Below are 25,775 nucleotides of genomic sequence, written 5' to 3'. Positions count from 1 at the left end.
TCACGCCGCTCCGCGGAGGTGCATTCCCGCTATGGCCAAGAGGTCAAGCAAGTGGATCACGGTCCCCGAAATCCTCGAAGAACTCGACATCACACGTCGAACCTGGCAACGGTGGCGCGCCCTCGGCAAGACGCCGCCCTGCACCGTCCTGCCCAACCGGAAGCTTCGAATCCGCCGAGTCGACTTCGAGAACTGGCTTTCCAGCCTTGAAGAGAGGGCCGCGTGAACAAGAGTTACGACGTCCGGTTCTGGAACGTCACGGTAAAGAAGGGCAGGAAACGGCCCTACGCCCTTAGGTGGCGAGTGGGTGGCAAGGTCCAGACCAAGCCGTTCACCACGCAGGAACTTGCCAACAGCTACAAGTCGGAACTCATTCAAGCCGCGCGGCGCGGCGAGGCATTCGACATCGAGAGCGGGCTACCCGAATCCATGATTCGCGCGGCCCTGTCCGTGAGCTGGTACCAACACGCGCGGGACTACGTAGACGACCGATGGGGCAAGGTGTCAGCCAAACAACGAATCTCCATCGCTGAAACGCTCACCGCCGTCACAGTCGCCCTCACGGCAAACCACAAGGGTGCGCCCGACTCGGAGACGCTGCGGAATGCGCTTCGCCGCTGGGAGTACAACAAGAACCGGCGCGAGGCCGACCAGCCCGCCGAGGTGGCGGCCGCGCTCAACTGGGTCCGCAAGGCATCCGTACCGCTGGCCGACCTCGCCGAGTTTGAGGGCATCACGCTCGCCCTCGGCGCGTGTGCCCGAAAGCTCGACGGGACCCCGGCCGCGGCGAGCTACTACACCCGGCGCCGCCGCGTTCTCTACAACGTGCTCAAGTACGCCGTTCAGCGGAAGCGCCTCGCATCGAATCCCATCGACGGTCTCGACTGGAAGCCGACCGAAGAAGATGGCGTGTGGGAAGAGGTAGACCCGGCCGTCGTCCCTTCGCCGCGCCAAATGACGGAACTCCTCACGGCGGTCAGCTACGCCGGACCTCGGCGAGGTCCTCGAATGGTCGCGTTCTTCGCATGCGTCTACTACGCGATGATGCGGCCCGGCGAGGTCGTCTCTCTGCGCGAAACCGACTGCGAGTTGCCCGCGACGGGATGGGGACGGCTGATGCTCGCCAGCTCCAAGCCATCGGTCGGAACCGAGTGGACTGATTCGGGGGAGTACCACGACGACCGCGGGCTCAAAGGGCGGAACCGTAGGGCCAAGCGTCCCGTTCCGATCCCGCCGGAACTCGTCAGGATCCTGCGGGATCACATCAACCGCTATGGCGTCGCCCCGGACGGCCGCCTGTTCCGCACGGAGCGCGGGGGAGTGCTCCTCCCGTCCGGCTACGGGCGCACGTGGCACAAGGCGCGCACGCTCGCCCTGACGCCCGCCGAGGAGGCGTCCGACCTCGCCCGGCGCCCGTACGACCTACGGCACGCAGGCGTCTCCCTAAGGCTCAACGCCGGCGTCCCGCCCACCCAGGTCGCCGAGTGGGCAGGCCACAGTGTGGAGGTGCTGCTGAAGATCTACGCCAAGGTCATCGCCGGTCACGACCACGTGTGGGAGGCGCGCATAGACGATGCCCTCGGCGGCTAGGCGCTGGAACACAAATGGAACACGCGCCGTGGCATACGGCGTCCTGTGGTGGCATCTGATGTCACATGGGCCATGAACGAGAAGAGCCGGTTTCCGCAGGTCAAGCGCGGAAACCGGCTGATCGTTTTGGGGTGCCCCCTGCAGGATTCGAACCTGCGCACACGGCTCCGGAGGCCGTTGCTCTATCCCCTGAGCTAAGGGGGCCCTGCGCCCCTTGGGCGGCGCGGTAGAAGGTTACCAGGGTTGGCGGGGTGACGCGCGCGTGGGCGTTCGCCGTGCGTTCGCCGTGCGTGTGGGCTAACTTCGAGGCCGTGACCGAGCCACTGGGACGCGTTCTGGTCGTTGACGACGACGAGGTGATCCGCCAGCTCATCGCCGTGAACCTGCAGTTGGAGGGGTTCGAGGTGGCGACCGCGGTGGACGGCCAGGACTGCCTGGAGAAGGTGGCGGAGGTCCGGCCGGACGTGATCACGCTGGACGTGATGATGCCGCGGCTGGACGGGTGGGTCACCGCCATCAGGCTGCGGGAGGAGCCCGTGACGGCGCACATCCGGGTCGTGATGATCACGGCTCGGGCGCAGGAGCATGATGTGCGGCGGGGGAACGAGATCGGGGTGGACGCCTACGTGACCAAGCCGTTCGACCCGAACCAGCTGATCCAGACGGTGCGGAAACTCGCGGCGGTGTCCAGATAGTGGTCAGATAGTCTCACCAGAGTGACTCCAGGCGACGTTGGCGGTGCCCTTGTGCGGGCCGTGCGCGACGCTGTGGCGGACGGTGAGATCGATGTTCCCGTGCCGCTGGGTGTGACTGTTTTCAGCCGGGGGCCTGGGGTTTATGAGAGTCCTGTGGCGCTGAGGCTCGGGGTTGAGCCGGGGGTCATCGCGCGGCGGGTCGGGGGTGTCGTCACCGGGAGTGGGTTCGTTCGCCTTGTGGTTCCGGTGGGACGTGTCGTCGAGGCCGTGGTGCGGGACCCCGGGGTTGTGAGCGTGCCCCCAGGTGGGTGGAGCGAGTGGCCACGGACGTTTGAGAATCCGGGGTTTTCTGTGCGGTACGCCTATGCGCGGGCCTGTTGGGTGGGGCGCTGGGCCAGGGAGCTTGGGATCGGGGCAGGGGAGCTTCAGGACGTTGCGGCTGAGGAGCTTGCTCTCGTCGGGGCCCTGGGGGACGTGCAGGCGCGCGCGAAACAGGCGGAGCGGGAACGGGATGCTCGGCCGCTGATGTTTTGTTTGGAGAGAGTGGCCGGGGCGTACCACGACGTGCATGAGCGCTGTCCCGCGGTTCCCAAGGGTGATGAGGAGCCGGGGGCGGTGCATGCCGGGCGGGTGGGTTTGGCGGAGGCCGTGCAGGTCGTCCTCGGCAACGGGCTGAACGTGATCGGTGAGACCCCTAGAGAGCGGATATGAGTCGAGTACATCCAGCTGGCCCCCTGCACGCCGACGTCCTGCCGGAGGACCACCCGGTGGGGCCGGCGGACGATCTGAATGCGTTGGAGCCCACGGTGTGGCCGCGGAGCGCCAAGCGGGAGGAGGGCGTCCTCACCGTTGGCGGGGTCGACGTCCGGGATCTGGTGCGGGAGTACGGGACGCCTCTGTACGTCTATGACGAGGAGGACGTGCGGAGCCGGGCCAGGGAGTACGCGGCGGCGTTCCATGACGGGAGCGTGCACTACGCGGGCAAGGCGTTTCTCTGTACGGCCCTTGCGAAGTGGCTGAACGAGGAGGGGCTCGGCCTGGACGTGTGCAGTGGGGGCGAGTTGGCCGTTGCTCTGGCGGCTGGCTTCCCCACGGAGCGGATCACGTTGCATGGGAGCAACAAGTCGTCGGCGGAGATCGCGAAGGCGCTGGAGGTCGGGGTCGGGCGGATCGTGCTGGACTCCTACGAAGAGATCGCCCGGGTGGGGTATCTGGCCCATGAGAAGGGCGTCCGGCCCAAGGTGATGGTGCGCGTCACCACGGGAGTGGAGGCGCACACCCATGAGTTCATCGCGACCGCTCACGACGACCAGAAGTTCGGGTTCTCCAGGAGTTCCGGGGCCGCCCTTGAGGCGGTGCGGCGGGTGCTGGAGTTGAAGCAGCTCGAGCTGGTGGGGCTGCACAGCCACATCGGGTCGCAGATCTTCGAGGTCGACGGGTTCGAGGTGGCGGCGCACCGGCTGGCGGAGCTGCTGGTCGCGATCCGGGACGAGCACGGGATCGAGCTGCCGGAGCTGGACCTCGGCGGCGGGTACGGGATCGCCTACGTGCCGGGGGAGCAGCCGCACGACCCGAAGGCCATCGCGGACGGGCTGCGGGAGATCGTGGCGCGCGAGTGCCGGGCGTACGAGCTGACGATGCCGCGGCTGACGGTGGAGCCCGGCCGCGCGATCGTGGGGCCGGGCGGCGTCACGGTCTACGAGGTCGGGACCGTCAAGGACGTCGAGGGCCTCCGCACCTACGTGTCGGTGGACGGCGGCATGAGCGACAACCTGCGCACGGCCCTGTACGGCGCCGAGTACACCGCGGCGCTGGCGAGCCGGTCGTCCGAGGCATCGCCCATGCTCAGTAGGCTTGTCGGCAAGCACTGCGAAAGCGGCGACATCGTTGTGCGCGACGTGTGGTTTCCCGAAGATCTTGCGGCCGGGGACCTGGTGGCGGTCGCCGCGACCGGTGCGTACTGTCGGTCGATGGCCAGTAACTACAACTTCGTCCCGAAGCCGGCCGTGGTGGCGGTGCGGGACGGCAGGTCGCGCGTGATCATCCGCCGGGAGAGCGCCGAGGACCTGCTGCGGCTCGATGCGGAGGTCGAAGCGTGAAACCCGGACTGCGCGTGGCGCTCCTCGGATGCGGCGTGGTCGGTACGGAAGTCGTCCGGCTGCTGCGCGAGCAGGCGGAGGACCTCGCCGCGCGGATCGGGGCTCCGCTGGAGGTCGCGGGGATCGCGGTGCGGCGGCCCGACCGCCCCCGCGAGGGCGTCGACCCCGAGCTCCTGACGACGGACGCGCACGCGCTGGTGACCAGGGACGACGTCGACATCGTCGTCGAGGTGATCGGCGGCATCGAGCCGGCCCGGACGCTGATGCTGGAGGCGATGAAGTCCGGCAAGTCGGTCATCACGGCGAACAAGGCGCTGCTGGCCGAGGACGGGGCGACGCTGTTCGCGGCGGCGCGGGAGTACGGCGCCGACCTGTACTACGAGGCGTCCGTGGCGGGCGCGATCCCGCTGCTCCGGCCGCTGCGGGAGTCCCTCGTCGGCGACCACGTGCACCGGGTGCTGGGCATCGTGAACGGCACCACGAACTACGTCCTCGACCAGATGGACACGTACGGCGCGGGCTTCAACGATGCGTTGGAAGAGGCGCAGTCGCTGGGCTACGCGGAGGCCGATCCCACGGCCGACGTCGAGGGTTTCGACGCCGCGGCGAAGGCCGCGATCCTGGCGCAGCTCGCGTTCCACACGCCGGTGACGGCCGCGGACGTCCACCGCGAGGGGATCACCGAGGTGAGCGCCGCGGACGTGGCGGGCGCCAAGGGCATGGACTGCGTCGTCAAGCTGCTGGCGATCTGCGAGCGCGTCCCTTCGGAGGACGGCCGGAACGGCCGCGGCGTGTCCGTTCGCGTCTATCCGGCGATGATCCCGCGGTCCCATCCGCTGGCGAGCGTCCGCGAGGCGTACAACGCGGTGTTCGTCGAGGCGGAGTCGGCCGGTTCGCTGATGTTCTACGGCGCGGGCGCCGGCGGCGCACCGACGGCGTCGGCGATCCTCGGCGACCTGGTGGCGGTGGCGCGCAACGTGGTCGGCGGTACGCCCGGACCGGTCGAGGTCACCTACGCCAAGCTCCCCGTCCTGCCGATGGGCGAGACGGTCACGCGCTACTACATCCAGCTGGACGTGACCGACGAGGCCGGTGTTCTCGCCACGGTCGCCGAGGAGTTCGCCAGGCACGGGGTGTCGATCCAGGCCGTCCGGCAGGTCGGGCTGGGCGAAGAGGCGCAGCTCGTAGTGGTGACCCACAGGGCGCCTGACGCGGCGCTGTCGGCGACGGTGGAGGGCCTGCGAGGGCTGGACATCGTCCGTGAGGTGGCCAGCGTCATGCGTGTCGAAGGCGAAGAGTGAGTGTCCGGAACACGATTCGGCCACGACCGATAGAATTCGGACAACATCGCAGGTCATCGAGGAGACCGACTTGAACGCGAACGCCCGCGCGTGGCGTGGCCTTATCGAGGAGTACCGCGACCGGCTTCCGGTGACGGAGGCGACGCCGGTCGTCACGCTGCTGGAGGGCGGCACGCCGCTGGTGCCGGCGGTACGGCTGTCCCAGCTGACCGGCTGCGAGGTGCACCTCAAGGTCGAAGGCGCCAACCCGACCGGGTCGTTCAAGGACCGCGGCATGACGATGGCGATCAGCAAGGCCGCCGAGGACGGCGCGAAGGCGGTGATCTGCGCGTCCACCGGGAACACCTCGGCGTCCGCCGCGGCGTACGCGGTGCGCGCCGGGATGACCTGCGCGGTCCTCGTCCCCAACGGCAAGATCGCGATGGGGAAGCTGGCCCAGGCGCTGGTGCACGGGGCGCGGCTGCTCCAGGTGGACGGCAACTTCGACGACTGCCTCGAGCTGGCGCAGAAGCTGGCGGTCGACTACCCCGTCGCCCTCGTCAACTCGGTCAACAGGTTCCGGCTGCTCGGCCAGAAGACGGCGGCGTTCGAGATCGTGGACGCGCTCGGCGACGCGCCCGACGTCCACTGCCTGCCCGTCGGCAACGCCGGCAACATCTCCGCGTACTGGATGGGCTACAAGGAGTACGCCGAGGACAAGACGGCGTCGCGGACGCCGCGCATGCTCGGCTTCCAGGCGAGCGGGGCCGCGCCGTTCGTGAAGGGCGAGCCCGTCGCGAAGCCGCAGACCATCGCCACCGCGATCAGGATCGGCAACCCCGCCTCGTGGGACCTCGCCATCGCCGCGCGGGACGAGTCCGGCGGCGCGATCGACTCGGTCACCGACCGGCAGATCCTGGCCGCCTACCGGCTGCTCGCCCGCGAGGAGGGCGTGTTCGTGGAGCCCGCCTCGGCGGCGAGCGTCGCGGGCCTGCTGCAGGCGAGCGAGCAGGGCGTCGTCAAGCCCGGGTCCAAGGTCGTCTGCACGGTCACGGGCAACGGGCTCAAGGATCCCGACTGGGCGATCTCCGGTGCGCCCGCGCCGACCGTCATCAAGGTCGACGCGCATGCCGCCGCGTCCGAGCTCGGTCTCACCTGACGTGGGCTGGACCGAAGGACCGGTGCTCGTGCGGGCACCGGCGACCAGCGCCAACCTGGGCCCGGGGTTCGACTCGCTCGGTCTCGCGCTGTCCCTGTACGACGACGTCGAGGTGGAGGTGACCGGCGGCGGGCTGTCCATCGAGGTGGACGGCGAGGGCGCCGAGGTCGCCGGCCGCGGCGAGCGGCACCTCATCGTCGAGGTCATGCACCGCACCTTCGGGCTGCTGGACGAGCTGGCCGGATCCGGACTCGGCCGGCCGCCCGGGCTGCGGCTGCGCTGCCGAAACCGGATCCCGCACAGCCGCGGCCTCGGCTCGTCCTCCGCGGCGACCATCGCCGCGATCGTCGCGGCCCGCGCGCTGCACCCCGGCGGGAAGCTGTTCGACGACGACGCCGCGCTCCGCCTCGCGACCGAGATCGAGGGGCATCCCGACAACGTGGCGCCGTGCCTCGCCGGCGGGCTGACCGTCGCCTGGACGGCACCGGCCGGGCCGCGGCTCGTCCGGCTGGAGTCGCAGGTCACGCAGGTCGTGGCGTTCGTTCCGGAGCAGCGGCTGGCGACCGAGCGGGCCCGCGGGCTGCTGCCGGAGACCGTCCCGCACGAGGACGCCGCGGCCAACGCCGGACGCGCCGCCCTCCTCATCGCGGCGCTCACCGGCGGACTGGACCGGGAGATCCTGCTGGACGCGACGGACGACCGGCTGCACCAGGACTACCGCGCTCCCGCGATGCCGGCGTCCGCCGCACTGGTCAGGGCGCTGCGCGCCGCGGGCGTCCCGGCCGTGATTTCCGGGGCGGGACCCACTGTCCTGGCCTTCACAACCGCATCACAAGTTGATTCGATGGCTTCCGGAGTGGGTAATGGGTGGCTCAAGCACCCATTGGACGTCGCGACCCGCGGCGCACGCGTCATGACCGGACGAGCGGAGTCCCGGCCCTGACCGCGGCGCCCGGGGGCGGGGGCCGTCGCGGCGTCCGGCCGGTGCAGGTCCCGGCCTGAGCCCGCTAGGTAAAATGCGAACACATCGACCTCTGGGGAATAGCAGTGCGGCCTGGTGATGTTAGGCTGAATGCCGCACCAGATGCCCCGTTCGGGGCAGCGTGCTCGTCAGCCGCGCGTCGCCGGATCGGCCCTTCGGCCGTGTCGGTCCCGCGTACCAGGCTTCCCGACACCGTGACAATCCGTTGTCCGGCATCCCAGCGAAACTTCGGACGTGGCGGTACCGGGAACACGCACGAGCGAACCGTCCCGTCCACCATCTGGCTGTGCCCAGAACACGCAGATCCCGGCCCCACCGTGATCAGCGGAGCCCGTTCCGGCGCCCCCGCCGGACCGCATTACCGGGTCGACTGGCCGGGCACCGGCCAACGCCCGCTCCCTGGGAAGGACCCTTAGTGAGCGAATCCAGCGAACTCCTTACGGACGCATCGAGCACGGGACCCGCCGACGCCGCACCGGCCGGCGCGGAGCCCGCCACCCCCCGGCGCCGCCGGTCTGGCACCGGCCTGTCGGCGATGGTGCTCCCCGAGCTCAAGGCGCTCGCGTCCAGCCTCGGCATCACCGGTGTGACCGGGATGCGCAAGAGCCAGCTCATCGCCGCCATCCAGGAGAAGCAGGGCGGCCAGGGGCAGGGCTCGGCCGGGGGCGAGCAGGGAGCCGCTGCCGTGGCCGGAGCCGAGGCCGGGTCCGCCGGGACGAAGACCGAGCGTCCCCGCCGCACCCGCACCCCCGCGGCCAAGAGCGAGACGTCCGACGAGCAGATCACCATCGGCGACGCCGAGCCGGCCGGCGAGCAGTCCGGCAAGGGCGGCGAGCAGCCGGCCGCCGACCGGCAGGCCGCCGAGCAGCAGACCGGCCGCGACGAGCAGGCCCCGGCGGACGACCAGTCCGGCCGGCAGGCCGCCAAGACCGCCGAGAAGTCCGCCGAGAAGTCCGAGGGGCGGCAGGACCGCTCCGACCGGCAGAACGGTCGGCAGCGGGGCGACAGGCAGGACCGCGGGGGCTCCGAGGGGCGCGGCGAGCGCGGCGAGCGGCAGGGCCGCGACCGCGACCAGGGCCGCGAGCAGAACTCCGAGGACGGCGAGTCCCAGGGCGGGCGCGACGGCCGGGACGGGCGCGAGGGCCGCGATGGCGGCGGGCGCCAGCGCCAGCGCGGCGGCCGGGAGCGCGGTGACCAGCGCGGCGACCGCGGCGACCGCGGCGACCGCGGCGACCAGGGCGGCGGCGGTGGCGGCCGGCAGCGGGGCCAGAACCAGGGCGGCGGTGGCCAGGGCGGTCAGCACGGCCAGCACGACGATGACGACGGCAGCGGCCGGGGCCGGCGCGGCCGCCGGTTCCGGGAGCGCAACCGCGGCCGCGGCCGCGAGCGCTACGAGGAGCCGGTGATCACCGAGGACGACGTCCTGATCCCGGTCGCGGGCATCCTCGACATCCTCGACAACTACGCGTTCGTCCGCACGACCGGCTACCTGGCGGGCCCGAACGACGTGTACGTCTCGCTGGCGCAGGTCCGCAAGAACGGGCTGCGCAAGGGCGACGTCATCACCGGCGCGGTGCGCCAGCCCCGCGAGGGCGAGCGGCGCGAGAAGTTCAACGCGCTGGTGCGCCTCGACACGGTCAACGGGATGGAGCCCGAGCAGGCCAAGGCCCGCGTCGACTTCAGCAAGCTGACCCCGCTGTACCCGCAGGAGCGCCTGCGGCTGGAGACCGACCCGGGCATCCTGACCACGCGGATCATCGACCTGGTGTCGCCGATCGGCAAGGGCCAGCGCGGTCTCATCGTGTCGCCGCCCAAGGCCGGCAAGACGATGGTGCTCCAGGCGATCGCGAACGCGATCACCAAGAACAACCCGGAGTGCCACCTGATGGTCGTCCTGGTGGACGAGCGTCCGGAAGAGGTCACCGACATGCAGCGGACGGTGAAGGGCGAGGTCATCCACTCGACCTTCGACCGTCCCGCCGAGGACCACACCACGGTCGCCGAGCTGGCGATCGAGCGCGCCAAGCGGCTCGTCGAGCTGGGCCACGACGTCGTCGTGCTGCTCGACTCGATCACCCGCCTGGGCCGGGCCTACAACCTGGCGGCGCCCGCGTCCGGCCGCATCCTGTCCGGCGGTGTCGACTCGACGGCGCTGTACCCGCCCAAGCGGTTCTTCGGCGCCGCGCGCAACATCGAGAACGGCGGCTCGCTGACCATTCTCGCGACCGCGCTGGTGGAGACCGGGTCCCGGATGGACGAGGTCATCTTCGAGGAGTTCAAGGGCACCGGCAACATGGAGCTGAAGCTCAACCGGTCCCTGGCCGACAAGCGGATCTTCCCGGCGGTGGACGTCGACGCGTCCAGCACCCGCAAGGAGGAGATCCTCATGGCCCCCGAGGAGCTGCGGGTCGTCTGGCAGCTCCGCCGCGTGCTGCACGCGCTCGACACGCAGCAGGCGCTGGAACTCCTCATCGAGAAGATGAAGGAGACCAAGTCCAACGCCGAGTTCCTGCTCCAGGTCCAGAAGACCACGGTCTCCGACGACCGCTGACCGAGCACCGCGAACGCCCCCGCCCGGACCCGGGCGGGGGCGTCCGCGTCCCCGCCCGGAGGCGTCCCGCTCCCCGGACCTTCGGGTTAGCCCCACCCCCGAATGGCAGGCGCACGTCATGGTCGCCCGGCCCGCCGGTCGGCAGGCTTGGACCATAGGTTGGAACGGGCACGGAGGGACGACGTGGGCGAGCTGAGCAGGCCCCCCGGTGAGGGGAACGCGACCGGCGCCGCGGCGCGCTGGGCGGCGGCGCGATGGGCCGCGGTGGTGCGGGTCGGCGGGGAGACGGCGGCGACCGTCGCGAACAGTCCGTGGACCCCGGTCGCCATGGCGAAGTCGTCGCTGACCTGGCGTTCGGCGATCTATCTCGGCGTCAGCCTGGCCTTCGGGCTCGGCTGCTTCATCGGGCTGACCGTCGGGCTCGCGCTGTCGCTCGGACTGCTGATCATCTGGGTGGGCCTGCCGATGCTGGCGCTCATGATGGTCGCGTGGCGGTGCGCCGCGGTACTGGAGCGCCAGTTCGTCCGGGCCGCCTTCGGCGTGCGCGTACCGAGCCCGTACCGGCGGCTGCCGCCGGGACGCAACCCGCTCACCAAGCTGAAGGCGATGGCGTCCGATCCCGCCACCTGGAAGGACCTGCTCTACCTCGCGCTGCTGTTCCCCGTCACGCTGCTGGAGTTCGTCGTGTCGGTGGCGGTCTGGTCCGCGACGGGGATGCTGCTGGCCATGCCGGTCATCGTGGCGGTGGACGGCGGCGTCGAGGTGGGCCTCGGGTTCGTCTCGTACTGGGCCGGGAACCCGGTGGCGGCGCTGCCGCTGACGGCGGTCGGCGTGCTGTGCCTCGTGCTGGCGATGTACGTGACGCGGGTGATGGCGATCGGCCACTCCGCGTGGGCGCGGCTGATGCTGGGCCCGAGCCTCGCCCAGACCGAGAACCTGGAACTGCGCCAGCGGACCGAGCACCTGCGGGCCAGCCGCGCCCGCGGGGTGGACGCGGCCGAGTTCGAGCGCCGCCGCATCGAGCGGGACCTGCACGACGGCGCGCAGCAGCGGCTGCTGTCGGTGGCGATGGACATCGGGCGGGCCCGCGCCAAGCTGGACGACGACCCCGAGGGCGCGCGGGCGCTGATCGAGCAGGCCCACTCGGGCACCAAGGAGGCCATCGCGGAGCTGCGCGACCTGGCCCGCGGCATCTACCCGGCGATCCTCACCGACCGCGGCCTGGACCCGGCGCTGTCGGGGCTGGCGGGCCGTGCCCCGGTGCCCGTGGAGGTGGAGGTCGACCTGCCGGAGCGCCCGCCGGCGGCGGTGGAGAGCATCGCCTACTTCATCGTGGCCGAGTCGCTGGCGAACATCGCCAAGTACGCCCGCGCGACCCGCGCGTCCGTCCGGGTGGCGCGCGAGGACCGCTGGGTGGTGGTCGAGGTGACCGACAACGGCGTCGGCGGCGCGGTCGCGCGGCCGGAGGGCGGCCTGGCGGGCCTGGCGGACCGCGCGGCCACCATCGACGGGATGCTCCTCGTGGACAGCCCGCCCGGCGGCCCCACGATCATCCGCGCCGACCTCCCTTGCACCTGGTAGGCGGTGCGGGGCCGTGGGCCGGGTCGTCCGAGACGGCCCGGCCCGGTCGCGTCCGCCCCGATAATGGACTGATGCGGGTAGTGATCGCCGAGGACTCGGTGCTGTTGCGGGAAGGGCTCGTCCGGCTGCTCGCCGACGCGGGGATCGAGACGGTCGCGACGGTCGGCGACGGCCCGGGCCTGCTCGGGATCGTCGAGGAGCACCGGCCCGACCTCGCCATCGTCGACGTCCGGATGCCGCCGTCGTTCACCGACGAGGGGCTGCGCGCGGCGATCGCCGTCCGGGGGCGCCTGCCCGGCACCCCGATCCTCGTGCTGTCGCAGTACGTGGAGGAGCGGTACGCGACCGACCTGATCGGCGGCGGCGCCGAGGGCGTCGGCTACCTGCTGAAGGAGCGGGTCGCGGACGTCGCCGAGTTCATCGACGCGGTCCGCCGCATCGCCGCCGGCGGGACGGTCATCGACCCGGAGGTGATCGGCCAGCTGCTGGGCCGCCGCCGCACCGGCGACCCGCTGGACGCGCTGACGCCGCGCGAGCGGGAGGTCCTCGCGCTGATGGCGCAGGGACGCTCGAACGGCGCCATCGCCGCCGACCTCGTCGTCACCGAGGGCGCGGTGGAGAAGCACATCTCCAACATCTTCATGAAACTGGACCTCCAGCTCGCGCAGGGCGGGCACCGCCGCGTCATGGCCGTGCTGGCCTACCTGGGCCGCGACGGCGGCTGACCGCCCGCGGGCGAGCCGGGGGCCGGGCTCGGGAATGCCCGACGACCTCGCCACGTTCAGGTATCTGGCACACTTGGAGCGAGTCGTTCTCATCCGGGGCGCCGGCGGACCGGCACCGCGGGCCCCGATCGGGATGAGCACGGTTCGCAACCGCTGCGGTACCGGTTCACGTCTCCTGTATCACCCATGGCCCTGTCGGGTGTGAACGGCCATGTGACCCGCGGGACGCCCGGCGACCGCCAGAAGCGAGGAGAGCCATGAGGCCTGACATCCACCCGAACTACGTCGTCACGACCGTGACGTGTACGTGCGGCAACACCTTCGAGACCCGCAGCACCGCCGAGAACGGCGTGATCCACGCGGACGTGTGCTCGAACTGCCACCCGTTCTACACGGGCAAGCAGAAGATCCTCGACACCGGCGGCCGGGTCGCGCGCTTCGAGCAGCGCTACAAGAAGAAGGCCGGCAAGTAGCCGAGCGCCGCACACAGCGACCAGGGACGGCCCGGGGAGACCTCGCGAGGGTCCCCGGGCCGTTCGGAGTCGGCTCCCGGAGGCCGGTGGCCGCCGGGGCCGGGACGGGCCAGGACACAGCGTGAATCTCGACGATCTGATCAGCGAGTACGCGAGCATCGAGGAACGGCTCGCGGACCCGTCCGTCCATGCCGACCAGAGTCTGGCGCGCAAGCTGGGCAAGCGCTACGCGGAGCTGCGCCCGATCGTCGAGACGCACCGGGAGCTGACCTCGACGGAGGACGACCTCGGCACCGCCCGCGAGCTCGCCGGGGAGGACGCGGCGTTCGCCGCGGAGGCCGGTGAGCTGGAGAAGCGGCGCGAGGAGCTGGAGGAGCGGTTGCACCGGCTGCTGGTGCCGCGCGACCCGAACGACGGCAAGGACGTCATCCTGGAGGTGAAGGCGGGCGAGGGCGGCGAGGAGTCCGCGCTGTTCGCCGCGGACCTCCTGCGGATGTACCTGCGGTACGCCGAGCGCGTCGGCTGGAAGACCGAGATCCTCGACTCCCACCTGTCGGATCTCGGCGGCTACAAGGGCGTCACCGTCGCGGTGAAGTCCAAGGGCTCGCAGGACGAGGGCGTCTGGACGCGCCTCAAGTACGAGGGCGGCGTCCACCGGGTGCAGCGCGTCCCCGCCACCGAGTCGCAGGGACGCATCCACACCAGCGCGGTCGGCGTGCTCGTCACCCCCGAGGCCGAGGACGTCGACGTCCAGATCGACCCCAACGACCTGCGCATCGACGTGTACCGCTCGTCCGGCCCCGGCGGGCAGAGCGTCAACACCACGGACTCGGCGGTCCGCATCACGCACACGCCGACCGGCGTCGTCGTCTCGTGCCAGAACGAGAAGAGCCAGCTCCAGAACAAGGAGCAGGCCCTGCGCATCCTGCGGTCGCGGCTGCTGGCGATAGCGCAAGAGGAGGCCGACGAGATCGCGGCGGCCGAGCGCAAGAGCCAGGTCCGCACGGTGGACCGCTCCGAGCGGGTGCGCACCTACAACTACCCGGAGAACCGGATCTCCGACCACCGGGTCGGCTACAAGGCCTACAACCTCGACCAGGTGCTGGACGGCGACCTCCACAACGTCACGCAGGCGCTCGTCGACGCCGACATGGAACGCCGCCTTTCCGAAGCTCAGAAGTCTTAAGCCCAGAATCATGAACCTCTTGCTCGACGAGATCGCCAGGGCCACCGCGCGGCTGGCCGACGCCGGGGCGGCCTCGCCCCGCGCCGACGCGGAGGAGCTCGCGGCGGCGGTGCACGGGGTGCGGCGGACCGAGCTGCACGGCGTCCCCGACAGCGCGTTCGACGCCCGGTTCTGGGAGTTCGTCGCGCGCCGCGAGGCGGGGGAGCCGCTGCAGCACATCACCGGCCGCGCGTACTTCCGCTACCTGGAGCTGAAGGTCGGGCCCGGCGTGTTCGTCCCGCGCCCGGAGACCGAGGTGCTGGTCGGCTGGGCGCTGGAGACGCTGCGCGACATGGACGTCCGCGACCCGCTCGTCGTCGACCTCGGCACCGGGTCGGCGGCGATCGCGCTGTCGATCGCGCTGGAGGCGCCGCGCTCCCGCGTCCACGCGGTGGAGAAGGACCCGACCGCGTTCGTGCACGCCACCCGCAACGTCGAGGAACTGGACGAGCGGGGGCGCGTCCGGCTGCACCTCGGCGACTTCGCCACCGCGCTGAAGGAGCTGGACGGCACCGTCGACCTCGTGGTCAGCAACCCCCCGTACATCCCGATGAGCGAGTGGGAGTACGTGCCGCGCGACGTCCGCGACCACGATCCCGCGGACGCGCTGTGGGGCGGCGGGGACGACGGGCTGGACGCGATCCGCGTGGTCGAGGACACCGCCCGCCGGCTGCTGCGGCCCGGCGGCTACGCGGCGGTCGAGCACAGTGACCTGCAGGGCAACGACGTCTACTGGGTGTTCGCGGAGGAGCGGGGGTGGCGGGACGTCCGCAACCGCCGCGACCTGACCAACCGGGACCGCTTCGTCACCGCGCGGCTGGCGGCCGAGTAGCCCGTTATCCTTGGCCGTGCCATACCCGAGAGCGCTGCGCAGATGGGAAGACGGCGACCGTGAGCCGACGATATGACTGCTCCGACCCGATGGAGCGCACCCGCGGAATCGCCGAGGCCGTCTCGGCGGTGCGGCGCGGTGAGCTGATCGTGCTGCCGACCGACACGGTGTACGGCGTCGCCGCCGACGCCTTCACCCCGCCGGCGGTGACGGCGCTGCTGGACGCCAAGGGGCGCGGGCGGGAGATGCCCCCGCCGGTTCTGGTGGGGTCGGTCCGGGCCGCGACGGCGCTGGTGGACGACCTCGGCACCTACGGGCAGGACCTCATCGACGAGTTCTGGCCGGGCGCCCTGACGCTGGTGTGCCGCGCCAACCCGAACCTCATGTGGGACCTCGGTGAGACCAGGGGGACCGTCGCGGTGCGGATGCCGATGCACGAGCTGGCGGTGGAGCTGCTGAAGGAGACCGGTCCGCTGGCCGTCAGCAGTGCGAACCTCAGCGGGCAGGCAGCGGCGCGCAACGCCGCGGACGCCGAGAAGATGCTCGGCGACGCGGTCTCGGTGTACCTGGACGCCGGTGAGTCGGGGCCCGGCGACCCGTCCACGATCGTGGACCTGACCGGGTCGATCCCGCGGCTGCTGCGGGCGGGCGCCATCCCCGAGTACAAGATCCGCACGGTCGTCGGCGTGCTGCTGATCGAAGAGGACGAACCGGACGGTGATGAGCAGGACGGGCTGAATGCCGAGGACGGGTCCGCCGAGGCTCCAGAGGCCGCTTCCCGGGTCGAACTGCGCAAGCCTTCCCTGAGCAAGGACGAGACGACCGAAACGCCGGACGCGCAGCCTGAGCCCGCTCCGGGCGCCGCCGGGGACGCGCCGGACCCGCAGCCCGAGGACTCCGCCGCCCCGGAGGGCCCCTCGCTCACCAAGGACGGCGGCGGATCGCAGCCGAAGAACGCCTGAGAACCGGCCTGAGAGAACCGGCCTGAGAGAAGCGGAAGGCCCCGCCGGGCCGGGCGGGACCTTCTTCATCGGCGGCGGAAATCGGCTCAGAAGAGCTTCTTGCCCTTGCCGTAGTAGTACTTGCCGGTCTTCTTGTTACGGCCGCACTCCTGCACCCACAGGTGGCTGCTGTAGCTCGACTTCGCGGCGATGCTGACGGTCGCCACGCCGTCGAAGTTGTACTGCGTGCCGTTCGAGGTCACGCCGATGATCTTGTGGCGCGACCAGTAGCGCTTGGTGCCCTCGGTGAAGAGGAAACGCACGCACGCGGTCCAGCCGTTCTTCTTGCTGTCCCGCAGGTAGCCCTTCACGTAGGTCGTGCCGCCGCTCCGGGTGTAGGTGCCCCAGGCGCTGAGGTTCCCGTAGCTGTTGTAGGGCGCCCACTTCGTCGCCGCCTCGGCGGGAGCGGCCACGGCGGTCATTCCGGCCATCAGGGTGCCGGCGCTCAGGGCAATCGCAGCGAATCGCCGCATAGGTCCTCCATCTTGGACTCCGGGGGTTATCGGCGGATAACCTAGCACCAAGATCTTGATCATCTTTACGGGTTTTTTAGCCCCCGACCAGGGCAGGTCGAAAATGGCGGCGGGGCGAACCAATGCCGGTCCGGTGGCGTCCAATGGTCCGGGAAGCGTCCGCGCGAGGCGTCCGGTCCGCCCCGCAGGCCGTTGCGGCACGGCGGGACGGACCGGAAACCGCCCGCCGGAATGCCCGCCGGGGCGCGTTTCCATGACAAAGGTCACAGCGGCTGTCCCCATGGGAAGGGGCACGTAGCCTGGCGTGAGTAACGCCGTCGTTACGCCGACACAGCGACGGCAGCGGTGAAACTATGCCTGACGTGCGTGGCCGTGTCCGGGGGCCCGCGACCGCAGCGGGCGCGCTGCTGCTGACCCTCGGCCTCATGCTGCCCGCAGAAGCCGCCGCCCAGGTTCACGGCGGCGGGACTGCCGGCGCGGCGCACACCGACGAGGACCGCCCGACGGGGGACGACGGGACCGGCGGGACCGGCGGACGCGGTGCGCCCTGGGGGACGGCACGTCCCGCGCCCGCCGTCTCCGGAACCGTCCCGCCCCCGGAGACCGCCGCCGGGGACATCGCGGAGAGCATCGCCACCTACGACGTCGTCCTCGCCATCGGCACCGACGGGGTGCTGCGCGTCCGGGAGACGATCACCTACGACTTCGACGAGTCCGGGCGGCACGGCATCGTCCGGCAGGTGCCGTTCCGCCGCGGCGACCGGCTGTACGAGGTGCGCGCCGTCCGGGCCGGCTCCTCGACCGGCGCCCCCTCCCGGGTGCGGACGACGCGGCTCCTGAACGACGTGCAGATCAGCGTCGGCGCCCGGCAGCACGAGGTCCGCGGCCGGCAGGCGTACGTGATCGAGTACGACGTGGCGCGGGTCTTCACCCCGCGCGCCGGGCACGACGAGCTGGTCTGGGACGCGATCGGCACGAGCTGGAACGTCCCGATCAGGAACGCGGCCGTCCGGGTGGAGGCGCCCGTCCCGCTGCGGCACGCGACCTGCCGCGCCGGGGCGCCCGGCGCGACGACCCGGTGCCTGCGCGACCGCGACGGCCCCTACGCCGTGGACTTCATCCAGCGCGCCCTCGCCCCGCGGGAGGGCATGAAGATCCGGGTGAAGCTGCCCAAGCGCGCGATCGCCGTCCCGCCGCCGCGGCACGTCCCGCCGCGCTGGGCCGGCGACTGGCCCGGGACCGCGCTGCTCGCGCTGTCGCTCGGGATGGTGCCGCTGCTGCGCCGCCGCCCGGCGCCGCGCCGCCCGGCCGGGCCGGTGCTGGCCGCGGCGGGCGCCCTGCTGGTCGTCGCCGACGCGGGCGGCGAGGTCGCGGCGCACGGGTTCTGGGCGTTCTCGCTCGGCGACCGCAGCCTCGCCGGGCTCGCCCTGATGATCGTCGGCGCCGGGGTGGTCTGCGTCCACCGGCTCCGGACCCCGTAACCCGGCGCGGGCGGCGCGCGGGAGGATTACAGTTGTCCGATCACGTGCGTGAACAGATCGCCCTCGCGGGCCGTCTCATCAGGGTGACGGCGCCGCGCGGTGCGCGGGCCCGCGATGTGCGGAACGGCGCCCACGGGGCAGTCAACCACCGGCGATGCTGGGCGAAGGAGGCGCAGGGGAGTGCGGGAATACCTGCTCAGCATCCTCGTCGCCGCGCTGGTCGCCTACCTGCTGACGCCGCTGGTGCGCAGGTTCGCCATCTGGTTCGGCGCGCAGGCCGTGCCCCGCGACCGCGACGTCCACGTCATCCCGACGCCCCGGCTGGGCGGCCTCGCCATGTTCGGCGGGATGGTCGCCGCGCTGGTGGTGGCGACCGGGCTCCCCGAGATGCGCAAGGTCCTCGGGGACGGCGACATCAGCGTCGGCAAGGCGCTGCTGCTGTCCGGCGGCCTGATCGTGCTGATCGGCATCGCGGACGACCGCTGGGAGGTGGACGCGCTCACCAAGTTCGCCGGGCAGGTCGCCGCCGCGGGGATCTTCATCATGCAGGGGATCCAGATCTACGTGATCCCGCTGCCCACCGGCGAGTCGCTGTCGCTGCCGCCCGCCTACGGGGTGCCGCTGACCGTCCTCGTCGTGGTCGCCACGATCAACGCGGTCAACTTCATCGACGGGCTCGACGGGCTGGCCGCGGGCGTCGTCGGGATCGCGGCGCTGGCGCTGTTCTCCTACGCCTACCTGCTGTCGAAGGCGAACGGGATGACCACGCTGACCGGCGCGACCCTCATCGCGGCGGTCCTGTTCGGGATGTGCGCGGGCTTCCTGCCGCACAACTTCAGCCCCGCCCGGATCTTCATGGGCGACACCGGCTCGATGCTGATCGGCCTGCTGCTCAGCGCGTCCACGATCATGCTGACCGGGCAGTTCGACCCGGCGATCCTCGCGAACGGGCTGTTCCCGTTCTTCGTGCCCGTGCTGCTGATCCCGGCCGTGGCCGCGGTCCCGTTCATCGACATGCTGCTCGCCGTGTGGCGGCGCACGAACCAGGGCCGGTCGCCGTTCTCCCCGGACAAGCAGCACCTGCACCACCGGCTGCTCGAACTCGGCCACTCCACCCGCCGCGCCGTGCTGATCATGTACTTCTGGGTGGGGCTGCTGGCGTCCGGGCTGGTGGGGCTCGCGCTGTTCGACGCCGCGTGGATCACCCTCGGCGTCACGCTGCTGGTCGCGGTCGCCGGCATCATGCTCATGCTCTACAAGCCGCGCCGGCTGCGCCGGCACGGTCCCGTCGCCCCCGGCGACCACGCCGCCGAACGGCCGCGACTCCCCGTCTGACGACCGGCCGACAACGGCTCTGATCTGCGGATAGACTGTGCGCGGCCGCAGCGGGACGCAATCTGTCCAGGGGTCGCGGGCGGCCACGCGGAGTGCGCGCGACGCACCTGAACCGGGCACTGCGCCGCGGACTTCGGAAACCGCCGACCACCGGAAACCGCATTACCTTCAGGGTAATTGTGGACAATCCGGACGCTTGTGATACCTTTCACGAACAGCAAAACGACCACTGAACGTGACCAGCCGGAGCCCTCATGCAATCCAACGACGCCCGGATGCTCCGCGGCGCCGCGATCCCGACCGCGGTCGTCGGGGTGGGTGCCGTCCTGATCGCCCTGCTGGCCGCCGGCGCCAAGGGCGCCCTCGCGGCCGCGCTGGCCGCCGTCGTGGTGATCGCCTTCTTCTCCATCAGCGCGGTGGTGGTCTCCTGGGCGGGCAAGATCTCCGCCCAGACGATGATGCTGGCCGCCCTCGCGAGCTACCTGGTGAAGATCCTCGCGGTGATGGTGCTGGTCACGGCCATGGACGGCGTCACGATCTGGAACACCAAGGTCTTCGGCTGGACGGTCATCGGCCTCGCGCTGCTCTGGATCGCCGCCGAGTTCCGAGTCGCCCTGAAGCAGAGGCCCTACATTGACGACACCGAGAACGCGCTGGACCGGAGTCCGTGATGGAGGCGTCGCGGAAGGTGACGTTCCCAACGGGCTACTCCAATATGACCACCGCATGGGTGGCCTGCTATCGTCCGGAGCGCGATGAGCGAGCAGAAACGTCGGCCGGAGGACGGCCAGCGGGAATTCGCCGACGTCGCTTGGTCCGTGCCCGGCTACCTGCTCTCCGGAATCATCATCTGGGGCGGTCTGGGCTGGCTGCTGGCCAACTGGACCGGGCAGGACTGGCTGATCCCGATCGGTGTGGTCATCGGCGTCGGGCTCGCCACGTACCTGGTCTACCTGCAGTTCGGTCGCCACACCTCCTGAGCGGCCCCGCCGCCGAGGAAGCGCCCGTGAGACATCACCACATTGATGAAGGGAACGCCGCGTGAACGCGCAGACGGTCCTCGCCGCCTCCGAAGGGGGAGAGTTCCAGGCACCCGGCCCGGAACTGTTCGACTTCCCGCCCCTGTTCGCCGGCGGCCCCGAGTGGCTGACCAAGCCGGTCGTCTTCGCCGTCTTCGGTGCGCTGGTCACCTGCGCCCTGTTCTGGATGGCGTTCGCCAAGCCGAAGCTGGTGCCGCGGGGCATGCAGAACGTCGGCGAGATCGGCTACATGTTCGTGCGGGACGAGATCGCCCGCCCGTTCCTCGGCAAGAACACCGACCGGTGGATGCCGATGCTGATGTCGCTGTTCTTCCTCATCTGGATCTGGAACATCTTCGCGGTCGTCCCGGTCATCCAGTTCCCGATCGCGTCGCACATCGCGTTCCCGGCCGTGCTGGCGATCATCGTCTACATCACCAAGGTCTACCTGGGCATGAAGCACCAGGGCCCGGTGAAGTACTTCACGAACATGATCCCGCCCGGCCTGCCGCTGCCGGTCTACTTCCTGCTGGTGCCGATCGAGTACCTGTCCACGCTGATCCTGGCGCCGTTCACGCACGCCGTCCGGCTCTTCGCGAACATGTTCGCCGGCCACACGATCCTCGCGTTCTTCAGCCTCGTCGGCTTCTGGTTCCTGTTCGAGAAGCCCACCTTGGCCGGGTTCGGGGTCGGCATCATCGGCGTGCTCATCACGATCGTGATGACCGCGTTCGAGCTGCTGATCCAGTTCCTGCAGGCGTTCCTGTTCGCGATGCTCGCCGCCATGTACATCCAGAGCGGCCTGGAAGCCGAGCACTGAGCCCTCGGGGTATCCGCGGCGCCTCCCCGGCGCGGCGCCCCCGTCCGAGCAACAACGTTCAGCCCAGACCGGCGGAGTCTCCGCCGGCCGACAGAAAAGGAAAGATCAATGGGAGTCCTCGCCGAGGTCAGCGGTAACGTCACCTCGATCGGATACGGTCTCGCGGCCATCGGCCCGGGCATCGGCGTCGGCATCATCTTCGGTCAGGGCGTGAACGCGATCGCCCGCCAGCCGGAGCTGACCGGCGTCATCCGCACCAACATGATGCTGGGCTTCGTGCTCACCGAGGCGCTGGCGCTGATCGGCCTGGTCGCGCCGTTCATCTTCCAGGGCATCTGAGCACGGGTCTCATCTGAGGAAGGGCTGCAGACATGATCGGAGCAGCTTCCGTCCTAGCGGCGGAGGAGAACAACCCTCTCGTCCCGCACGCGTACGAGCTCGTCGTCGGGGTCTTCTCGTTCCTCGTCGTGATGATCGTCCTGGGCAAGATCCTGACTCCGCGACTGCAGAAGGTGCTGGAGGAGCGGACCCAGGCGATCGAGGGCGGGCTGGAGCGGGCCGAGCAGGCGCAGAAGGAGGCGCAGCAGGTCCTCGATCAGCACAAGGCCCAGCAGAAGGCGGCCGCGGTCGAGGCGTCCAACGAGCGCCGCAAGGCCGAGGAGCAGGGCGCGCAGATCATCGCCCAGGCCAAGGAGCAGGCCCAGGTCGAGGCGCGCCGCATCGTCGACAACGCCAAGGCGCAGATCGAGGCGGAGCGGCAGCAGGCGCTGCAGTCGCTGCGTGCCGAGATCGGCGCCCTGTCGGTCGAGCTGGCCGGGCGGGTCGTGGGCGAGTCCCTTGAGGACAGCGCGCGGCAGAGCCGGGTCGTCGACCGGTTCCTCGAGGAGCTCGAGGAGCGTGCTCGCACGCAGGAGCAGATCACATCATGACCATCACGGGAGCGGTGAGCAGGGCGTCGCTGGCCGAGGCCAGGGAGCGGCTTGAGGCGGTCATCTCCGCTACTGCCGTTGCCGGGGGGTCTGGGGGGTCGTCCCCTCAGACTGACACGGCCGACCTGGCCGAGCTCGGCGGCGACCTGTTCGCGGTGCTGCACCTGATCGACCGCGAGCACGGCCTGCGGCGGGCGGTCTCCGACCCCGCGCGGGACGGTGCCGACAAGGCACAGCTCGTCCGGATCCTGCTGGAGGGCAAGGTGTCGCCGGCCGCTCTCGGGCTGGTCGCCGACGTCGTCCGGCTGCGCTGGTCCAAGCCGTCGGAGCTGTCGGACGCGGTGGAGACCCTCGCGGTCACCGCCGAGGCCGCCCGCGCCGAGGCCGACCGGCGGATCGACGACCTGGAGGACGAGCTGTTCCGGTTCTCCCGGGTCGTCGAGCGCGAGCCGGAACTGCGCGGCGCCCTCGCCGGGCCGGGCCTGCCGGACGACCGCAAGCTCGGCCTGGTCGGCGCGCTGCTGGACGGCAAGGTCACCCCGGCGACGATGACGCTGGTCACCGAACTCGTGCTGCGTCCGCGAGGACGTAGCCTGGAGAGCGGGCTGGCCGAGTACGGCAGGCTGGTCGCCCAGCGGCGGCAGCGGCTGGTCGCGCTGGTCCGCACGCCGGTCGAACTGTCGGAGGCGCAGCGGACGCGGCTCGCCGCGGTGCTCGCCACCGCCTACGGCCACGACGTACACCTGAACATCGAAATCGACCCCGCGTCGATCGGCGGCCTGTCGATCGAGATCGGGGACGAGATCATCGACGGCACGATCGCCGGACGGCTGGACGACGTCCGCCGGCGGCTCGGCGCCGGCTGAGGCCGGCGGGAAGAGCCGACTGTAGGCCGGCGGACCGATTCCGACGAAGTCGGTCGGGGGGTCGTGGGGGGTCGTCCCCCCTCGGGCCGGATCTGACCCAAGAGGGAGCAAGAGAGGAATCATGGCGGAGCTGACGATCCGTCCGGATGAGATCCGGAACGCGCTGGAGCGCTTCGTCCAGTCGTACGAGCCCGAGGCCGCCGCGCGCGAAGAGGTCGGCACCGTCGTCGATTCCGGCGACGGCATCGCCCACATCGAGGGCCTGCCCTCCGCGATGGCGAACGAACTCGTGGAGTTCGAGGACGGCACCCGTGGCCTGGCTCTGAACCTGGACGTGCGCGAGATCGGCGCCGTTGTCCTTGGTGACTTCAGCAAGATCGAGGAGGGCCAGAAGGCCCGCCGGACCGGCGAGGTCCTCTCGGTCCCCGTCGGCGACGGCTTCCTCGGCCGCGTCGTGGACGCGCTGGGCAACCCGCTGGACGGCAAGGGCCCGATCGAGACCACCGAGCGCCGCGCGCTCGAACTGCAGGCCCCGACCGTCGTGCAGCGGCAGTCGGTCAACGAGCCGCTGCAGACGGGCATCAAGGCCATCGACGCGATGACGCCGATCGGCCGCGGTCAGCGGCAGCTGATCATCGGTGACCGGCAGACGGGCAAGACGACCGTCTGCGTGGACACCATCATCAACCAGAAGGAGAACTGGGAGTCCGGCGACGAGAGCAAGCAGGTCCGCTGCATCTACGTCGCGATCGGGCAGAAGGGCTCCACGATCGCCAACGTCCGCCGCTCCCTGGAGGAGGCCGGCGCGCTGGAGTACACCACGATCGTGGCGGCCCCCGCGTCCGAGCCGGCGGGCTTCAAGTACATCGCCCCCTACACCGGGTCCGCGATCGGCCAGCACTGGATGTACCAGGGCAAGCACGTCCTGATCGTCTTCGACGACCTGTCGAAGCAGGCCGAGGCGTACCGCGCGGTGTCGCTGCTGCTGCGCCGCCCGCCGGGCCGCGAGGCGTACCCCGGTGACGTCTTCTACCTGCACTCGCGGCTGCTGGAGCGCTGCGCGAAGCTGTCGGACGACATGGGCGGCGGCTCGATGACCGGCCTGCCGATCATCGAGACCAAGGGCAACGACGTGTCGGCGTACATCCCGACGAACGTCATCTCCATCACCGACGGGCAGTGCTTCCTGGAGACGGACCTGTTCAACCAGGGCGTCCGCCCGGCGATCAACGTCGGCATCTCGGTGTCCCGGGTCGGCGGCGACGCGCAGATCAAGGCGATGAAGACCGTCGCCGGTACGCTGCGCCTCGCGCTGTCGCAGTTCCGCGACCTGGAGGCGTTCGCGGCGTTCGCGTCCGACCTCGACGCCGCCTCCCGCGCCCAGCTCGATCGCGGCGCCCGCCTGGTCGAGCTGCTGAAGCAGCCGCAGGGCAGCCCGTTCCCGGTCGAGCAGGAGGTCGTGTCCGTGTGGGCGGGCACCTCCGGCGCGCTGGACGACGTCCCCGTGGCCGACATCCGCCGCTTCGAGCGCGAGTTCCTCGACTACATGGAGCGGGAGGAGAGCGGCCTGCTGACCTCCATCCGGGAGACCGGCAAGCTCTCCGACGACGGCCTCGCGAGCCTGCAGAGGGCCGTCACGGCCTTCAAGAAGGGCTTCCAGACCAGCGAGGGCGAGATCCTGGCGGACGAGCCCGTCGAGGCGATCGCGGACGAGGACGTCGAGCAGGAGACGATCACCCGCGTCAAGAAGGACTGACGGGCGATGGCCGCACAACTTCGCCAACTCCGGCAGCGGATCAGGTCGGTCAAGTCGACCGCCAAGATCACGCGTGCCCAGGAGATGATCGCCACGTCGCGGATCGTCAAGGCCCAGCAGGCGGTGGCGGCGTCCAAGCCGTACGCCGACCAGATCACGCAGGCCCTGACCGCGCTGGTGAGCCACCACGTCGGGATCGACCACCCGCTGCTGCAGGAGCAGCCGGCGGACAACCGCAGCGCGGTCCTGATCATCACGAGCGATCGCGGGTTCTGCGGCGCCTACAACGCCAATGTGATCCGCGAGGCCGAGTCCCTGATCAAGGCGCTGCGGGACGAGGGACGCGAGCCGGTCCCGTACGTCGTCGGCAACAAGGGCATCACCTGGTACCGGTTCCGGGACCGGGACGTCGCCGAGACCTGGCACGGGTTCAGCGACCGTCCGACCTTCGGCAGCGCGGAGGAGATCGGCCGCCGGCTCACCGAAGACTTCCTCAAGACCGACGCCGAGGGCGGGGTCGGTGAGATCCACGTGGTCTACACCGAGTTCGTCTCGATGCTCACCCAGCAGGTGCGGGTCACCCGGCTCATGCCGCTGGAGATCGAGGAGGCCGAGTCCTCCAAGGTCCCGCCGGCGTACGAGTTCGAGCCGTCCGCGGCGGCCGCGCTCGACCTGCTGCTGCCCAACTACGTCGAGAGCCGCATCTTCCACATGCTGCTCCAGTCGGCGGCGGCGTTCCAGGCCGCGGTCCGGCGGGCGATGAAGTCGGCGACCGACAATGCCAACGAACTGCTCGGGGTCTACACGCGCCAGATGAACCAGGCGCGGCAGGCCGCGATCACCCAGGAAATCAGCGAGATCGTCGGTGGCGCTGACGCGCTCGCCGAGTCTGGCGGGGAGTGA

At 70.7% G+C, this 25,775-nt stretch carries 26 protein-coding genes and 1 tRNA gene; 25 read left to right on the top strand and 2 right to left on the bottom strand.

All coding sequences use genetic code 11. The annotated features are described in order from the left end of the window. The first annotated feature begins 31 nt into the window (after positions 1–31). Entirely contained in the window at positions 32–226 is a 195-nt protein-coding gene (locus E1266_RS10220) for a helix-turn-helix domain-containing protein (protein ID WP_132046071.1), read from the top strand. Continuing rightward, on the top strand, positions 223–1,590 hold the full coding sequence (locus E1266_RS10215; RefSeq protein ID WP_132046070.1) for a site-specific integrase: 1,368 nt from the start codon (positions 223–225) through the stop codon (positions 1,588–1,590). Before E1266_RS10220 ends, E1266_RS10215 begins: the two co-directional genes overlap by 4 nt. Before the next feature lie 132 nt (positions 1,591–1,722). Here the strand turns inward: E1266_RS10215 and E1266_RS10210 are convergent. Beyond that, positions 1,723–1,794 (bottom strand) — tRNA-Arg (locus E1266_RS10210). Positions 1,795–1,901: 107 nt separating this feature from the next. Here E1266_RS10210 and E1266_RS10205 point away from each other — a divergent pair. From E1266_RS10205 to E1266_RS10145, 13 genes are all read left to right on the top strand, one after another. Beyond that, on the top strand, positions 1,902–2,285 hold the full coding sequence (locus tag E1266_RS10205; RefSeq protein WP_243718342.1) for a response regulator: 384 nt from the start codon (positions 1,902–1,904) through the stop codon (positions 2,283–2,285). A gap of 21 nt (positions 2,286–2,306) precedes the next feature. Then, positions 2,307–2,996 carry a DALR anticodon-binding domain-containing protein gene (locus E1266_RS10200; protein WP_132046069.1) on the top strand — a complete coding sequence of 230 codons (690 nt, stop codon included), beginning with the start codon at positions 2,307–2,309 and terminating at the stop codon, positions 2,994–2,996. Beyond that, complete coding sequence (gene lysA / locus E1266_RS10195) at positions 2,993–4,384, top strand: diaminopimelate decarboxylase (RefSeq protein ID WP_132046068.1); 1,392 nt, start codon at positions 2,993–2,995, stop codon at positions 4,382–4,384. The genes E1266_RS10200 and lysA overlap by 4 nt, the downstream gene beginning before the upstream one ends. Beyond that, complete coding sequence (locus E1266_RS10190) at positions 4,381–5,685, top strand: homoserine dehydrogenase (RefSeq protein WP_132046067.1); 1,305 nt, start codon at positions 4,381–4,383, stop codon at positions 5,683–5,685. Before lysA ends, E1266_RS10190 begins: the two co-directional genes overlap by 4 nt. 70 nt (positions 5,686–5,755) lie before the next feature. Beyond that, positions 5,756–6,823: a threonine synthase gene (gene thrC / locus E1266_RS10185; RefSeq protein ID WP_132046066.1), complete on the top strand. Its 1,068-nt coding sequence runs from the start codon at positions 5,756–5,758 to the stop codon at positions 6,821–6,823. Between the two features lie 28 nt (positions 6,824–6,851). After that, positions 6,852–7,766, top strand: a complete 915-nt coding sequence (gene thrB, locus E1266_RS10180; RefSeq protein WP_347876710.1) for a homoserine kinase — start codon at positions 6,852–6,854, stop codon at positions 7,764–7,766. Between the two features lie 454 nt (positions 7,767–8,220). Further along, positions 8,221–10,356: a transcription termination factor Rho gene (gene rho, locus E1266_RS10175; RefSeq protein ID WP_132046064.1), complete on the top strand. Its 2,136-nt coding sequence runs from the start codon at positions 8,221–8,223 to the stop codon at positions 10,354–10,356. Positions 10,357–10,539: 183 nt separating this feature from the next. Continuing rightward, positions 10,540–11,937, top strand: a complete 1,398-nt coding sequence (locus E1266_RS10170; protein WP_243718340.1) for a sensor domain-containing protein — start codon at positions 10,540–10,542, stop codon at positions 11,935–11,937. Between the two features lie 71 nt (positions 11,938–12,008). Next, positions 12,009–12,662: a response regulator transcription factor gene (locus E1266_RS10165; RefSeq protein ID WP_132046063.1), complete on the top strand. Its 654-nt coding sequence runs from the start codon at positions 12,009–12,011 to the stop codon at positions 12,660–12,662. Positions 12,663–12,919: 257 nt separating this feature from the next. Then, on the top strand, positions 12,920–13,135 hold the full coding sequence (rpmE, locus tag E1266_RS10160; RefSeq protein WP_132046062.1) for a 50S ribosomal protein L31: 216 nt from the start codon (positions 12,920–12,922) through the stop codon (positions 13,133–13,135). A gap of 121 nt (positions 13,136–13,256) precedes the next feature. Continuing rightward, positions 13,257–14,321, top strand: a complete 1,065-nt coding sequence (prfA, locus tag E1266_RS10155) for a peptide chain release factor 1 (protein ID WP_132046061.1) — start codon at positions 13,257–13,259, stop codon at positions 14,319–14,321. A 10-nt stretch (positions 14,322–14,331) separates the two neighbouring features. Further along, positions 14,332–15,192 (top strand): peptide chain release factor N(5)-glutamine methyltransferase, encoded by an 861-nt coding sequence (gene prmC / locus E1266_RS10150; RefSeq protein WP_132046060.1) that lies wholly within the window; start codon positions 14,332–14,334, stop codon positions 15,190–15,192. 59 nt (positions 15,193–15,251) lie between these two features. Continuing rightward, positions 15,252–16,154 carry an L-threonylcarbamoyladenylate synthase gene (locus tag E1266_RS10145; protein ID WP_132046059.1) on the top strand — a complete coding sequence of 301 codons (903 nt, stop codon included), beginning with the start codon at positions 15,252–15,254 and terminating at the stop codon, positions 16,152–16,154. Positions 16,155–16,240: 86 nt separating this feature from the next. On the opposite strand, the gene E1266_RS10140 is transcribed toward E1266_RS10145, so the two are convergent. Then, a complete protein-coding gene (locus E1266_RS10140; protein ID WP_132046058.1) occupies positions 16,241–16,666 on the bottom strand; it encodes a hypothetical protein in 426 nt (141 codons plus the stop codon). Positions 16,667–17,019: 353 nt separating this feature from the next. Between E1266_RS10140 and E1266_RS10135 the strand changes: the two genes are divergently transcribed. The 10 genes from E1266_RS10135 to E1266_RS10090 all read left to right on the top strand — a co-directional run bounded on the left by E1266_RS10135 (position 17,020) and on the right by E1266_RS10090 (position 25,775). Further along, positions 17,020–18,147 carry a DUF2207 domain-containing protein gene (locus E1266_RS10135; protein WP_132046057.1) on the top strand — a complete coding sequence of 376 codons (1,128 nt, stop codon included), beginning with the start codon at positions 17,020–17,022 and terminating at the stop codon, positions 18,145–18,147. A gap of 180 nt (positions 18,148–18,327) precedes the next feature. Then, positions 18,328–19,482, top strand: a complete 1,155-nt coding sequence (locus tag E1266_RS10130) for an MraY family glycosyltransferase (protein WP_132046056.1) — start codon at positions 18,328–18,330, stop codon at positions 19,480–19,482. 254 nt (positions 19,483–19,736) lie between these two features. Beyond that, on the top strand, positions 19,737–20,153 hold the full coding sequence (locus E1266_RS10125) for a hypothetical protein (RefSeq protein ID WP_132046055.1): 417 nt from the start codon (positions 19,737–19,739) through the stop codon (positions 20,151–20,153). Positions 20,154–20,237: 84 nt separating this feature from the next. Then, entirely contained in the window at positions 20,238–20,462 is a 225-nt protein-coding gene (locus E1266_RS10120) for a hypothetical protein (protein ID WP_132046054.1), read from the top strand. A gap of 61 nt (positions 20,463–20,523) precedes the next feature. Then, entirely contained in the window at positions 20,524–21,321 is a 798-nt protein-coding gene (gene atpB / locus E1266_RS10115; RefSeq protein WP_132046053.1) for a F0F1 ATP synthase subunit A, read from the top strand. Positions 21,322–21,429: 108 nt separating this feature from the next. Next, positions 21,430–21,660 carry an ATP synthase F0 subunit C gene (atpE, locus tag E1266_RS10110; RefSeq protein ID WP_131878293.1) on the top strand — a complete coding sequence of 77 codons (231 nt, stop codon included), beginning with the start codon at positions 21,430–21,432 and terminating at the stop codon, positions 21,658–21,660. A gap of 32 nt (positions 21,661–21,692) precedes the next feature. Next, positions 21,693–22,250 (top strand): F0F1 ATP synthase subunit B, encoded by a 558-nt coding sequence (locus E1266_RS10105; RefSeq protein WP_131954123.1) that lies wholly within the window; start codon positions 21,693–21,695, stop codon positions 22,248–22,250. Continuing rightward, complete coding sequence (locus tag E1266_RS10100) at positions 22,247–23,116, top strand: F0F1 ATP synthase subunit delta (protein ID WP_132046052.1); 870 nt, start codon at positions 22,247–22,249, stop codon at positions 23,114–23,116. The genes E1266_RS10105 and E1266_RS10100 overlap by 4 nt, the downstream gene beginning before the upstream one ends. Positions 23,117–23,237: 121 nt before the next feature. Further along, entirely contained in the window at positions 23,238–24,872 is a 1,635-nt protein-coding gene (atpA, locus tag E1266_RS10095; protein ID WP_132046051.1) for a F0F1 ATP synthase subunit alpha, read from the top strand. A 6-nt stretch (positions 24,873–24,878) separates the two neighbouring features. After that, on the top strand, positions 24,879–25,775 hold the full coding sequence (locus E1266_RS10090) for a F0F1 ATP synthase subunit gamma (protein WP_132046050.1): 897 nt from the start codon (positions 24,879–24,881) through the stop codon (positions 25,773–25,775).

The sequence above is a fragment of the Actinomadura sp. 7K534 genome (assembly GCF_004348575.1).
GTDB lineage: Bacteria > Actinomycetota > Actinomycetes > Streptosporangiales > Streptosporangiaceae > Spirillospora > Spirillospora livida.
Note: the sequence above shows the minus strand (reverse complement) of the source record. Positions and strands in the feature narration are given on the sequence as shown.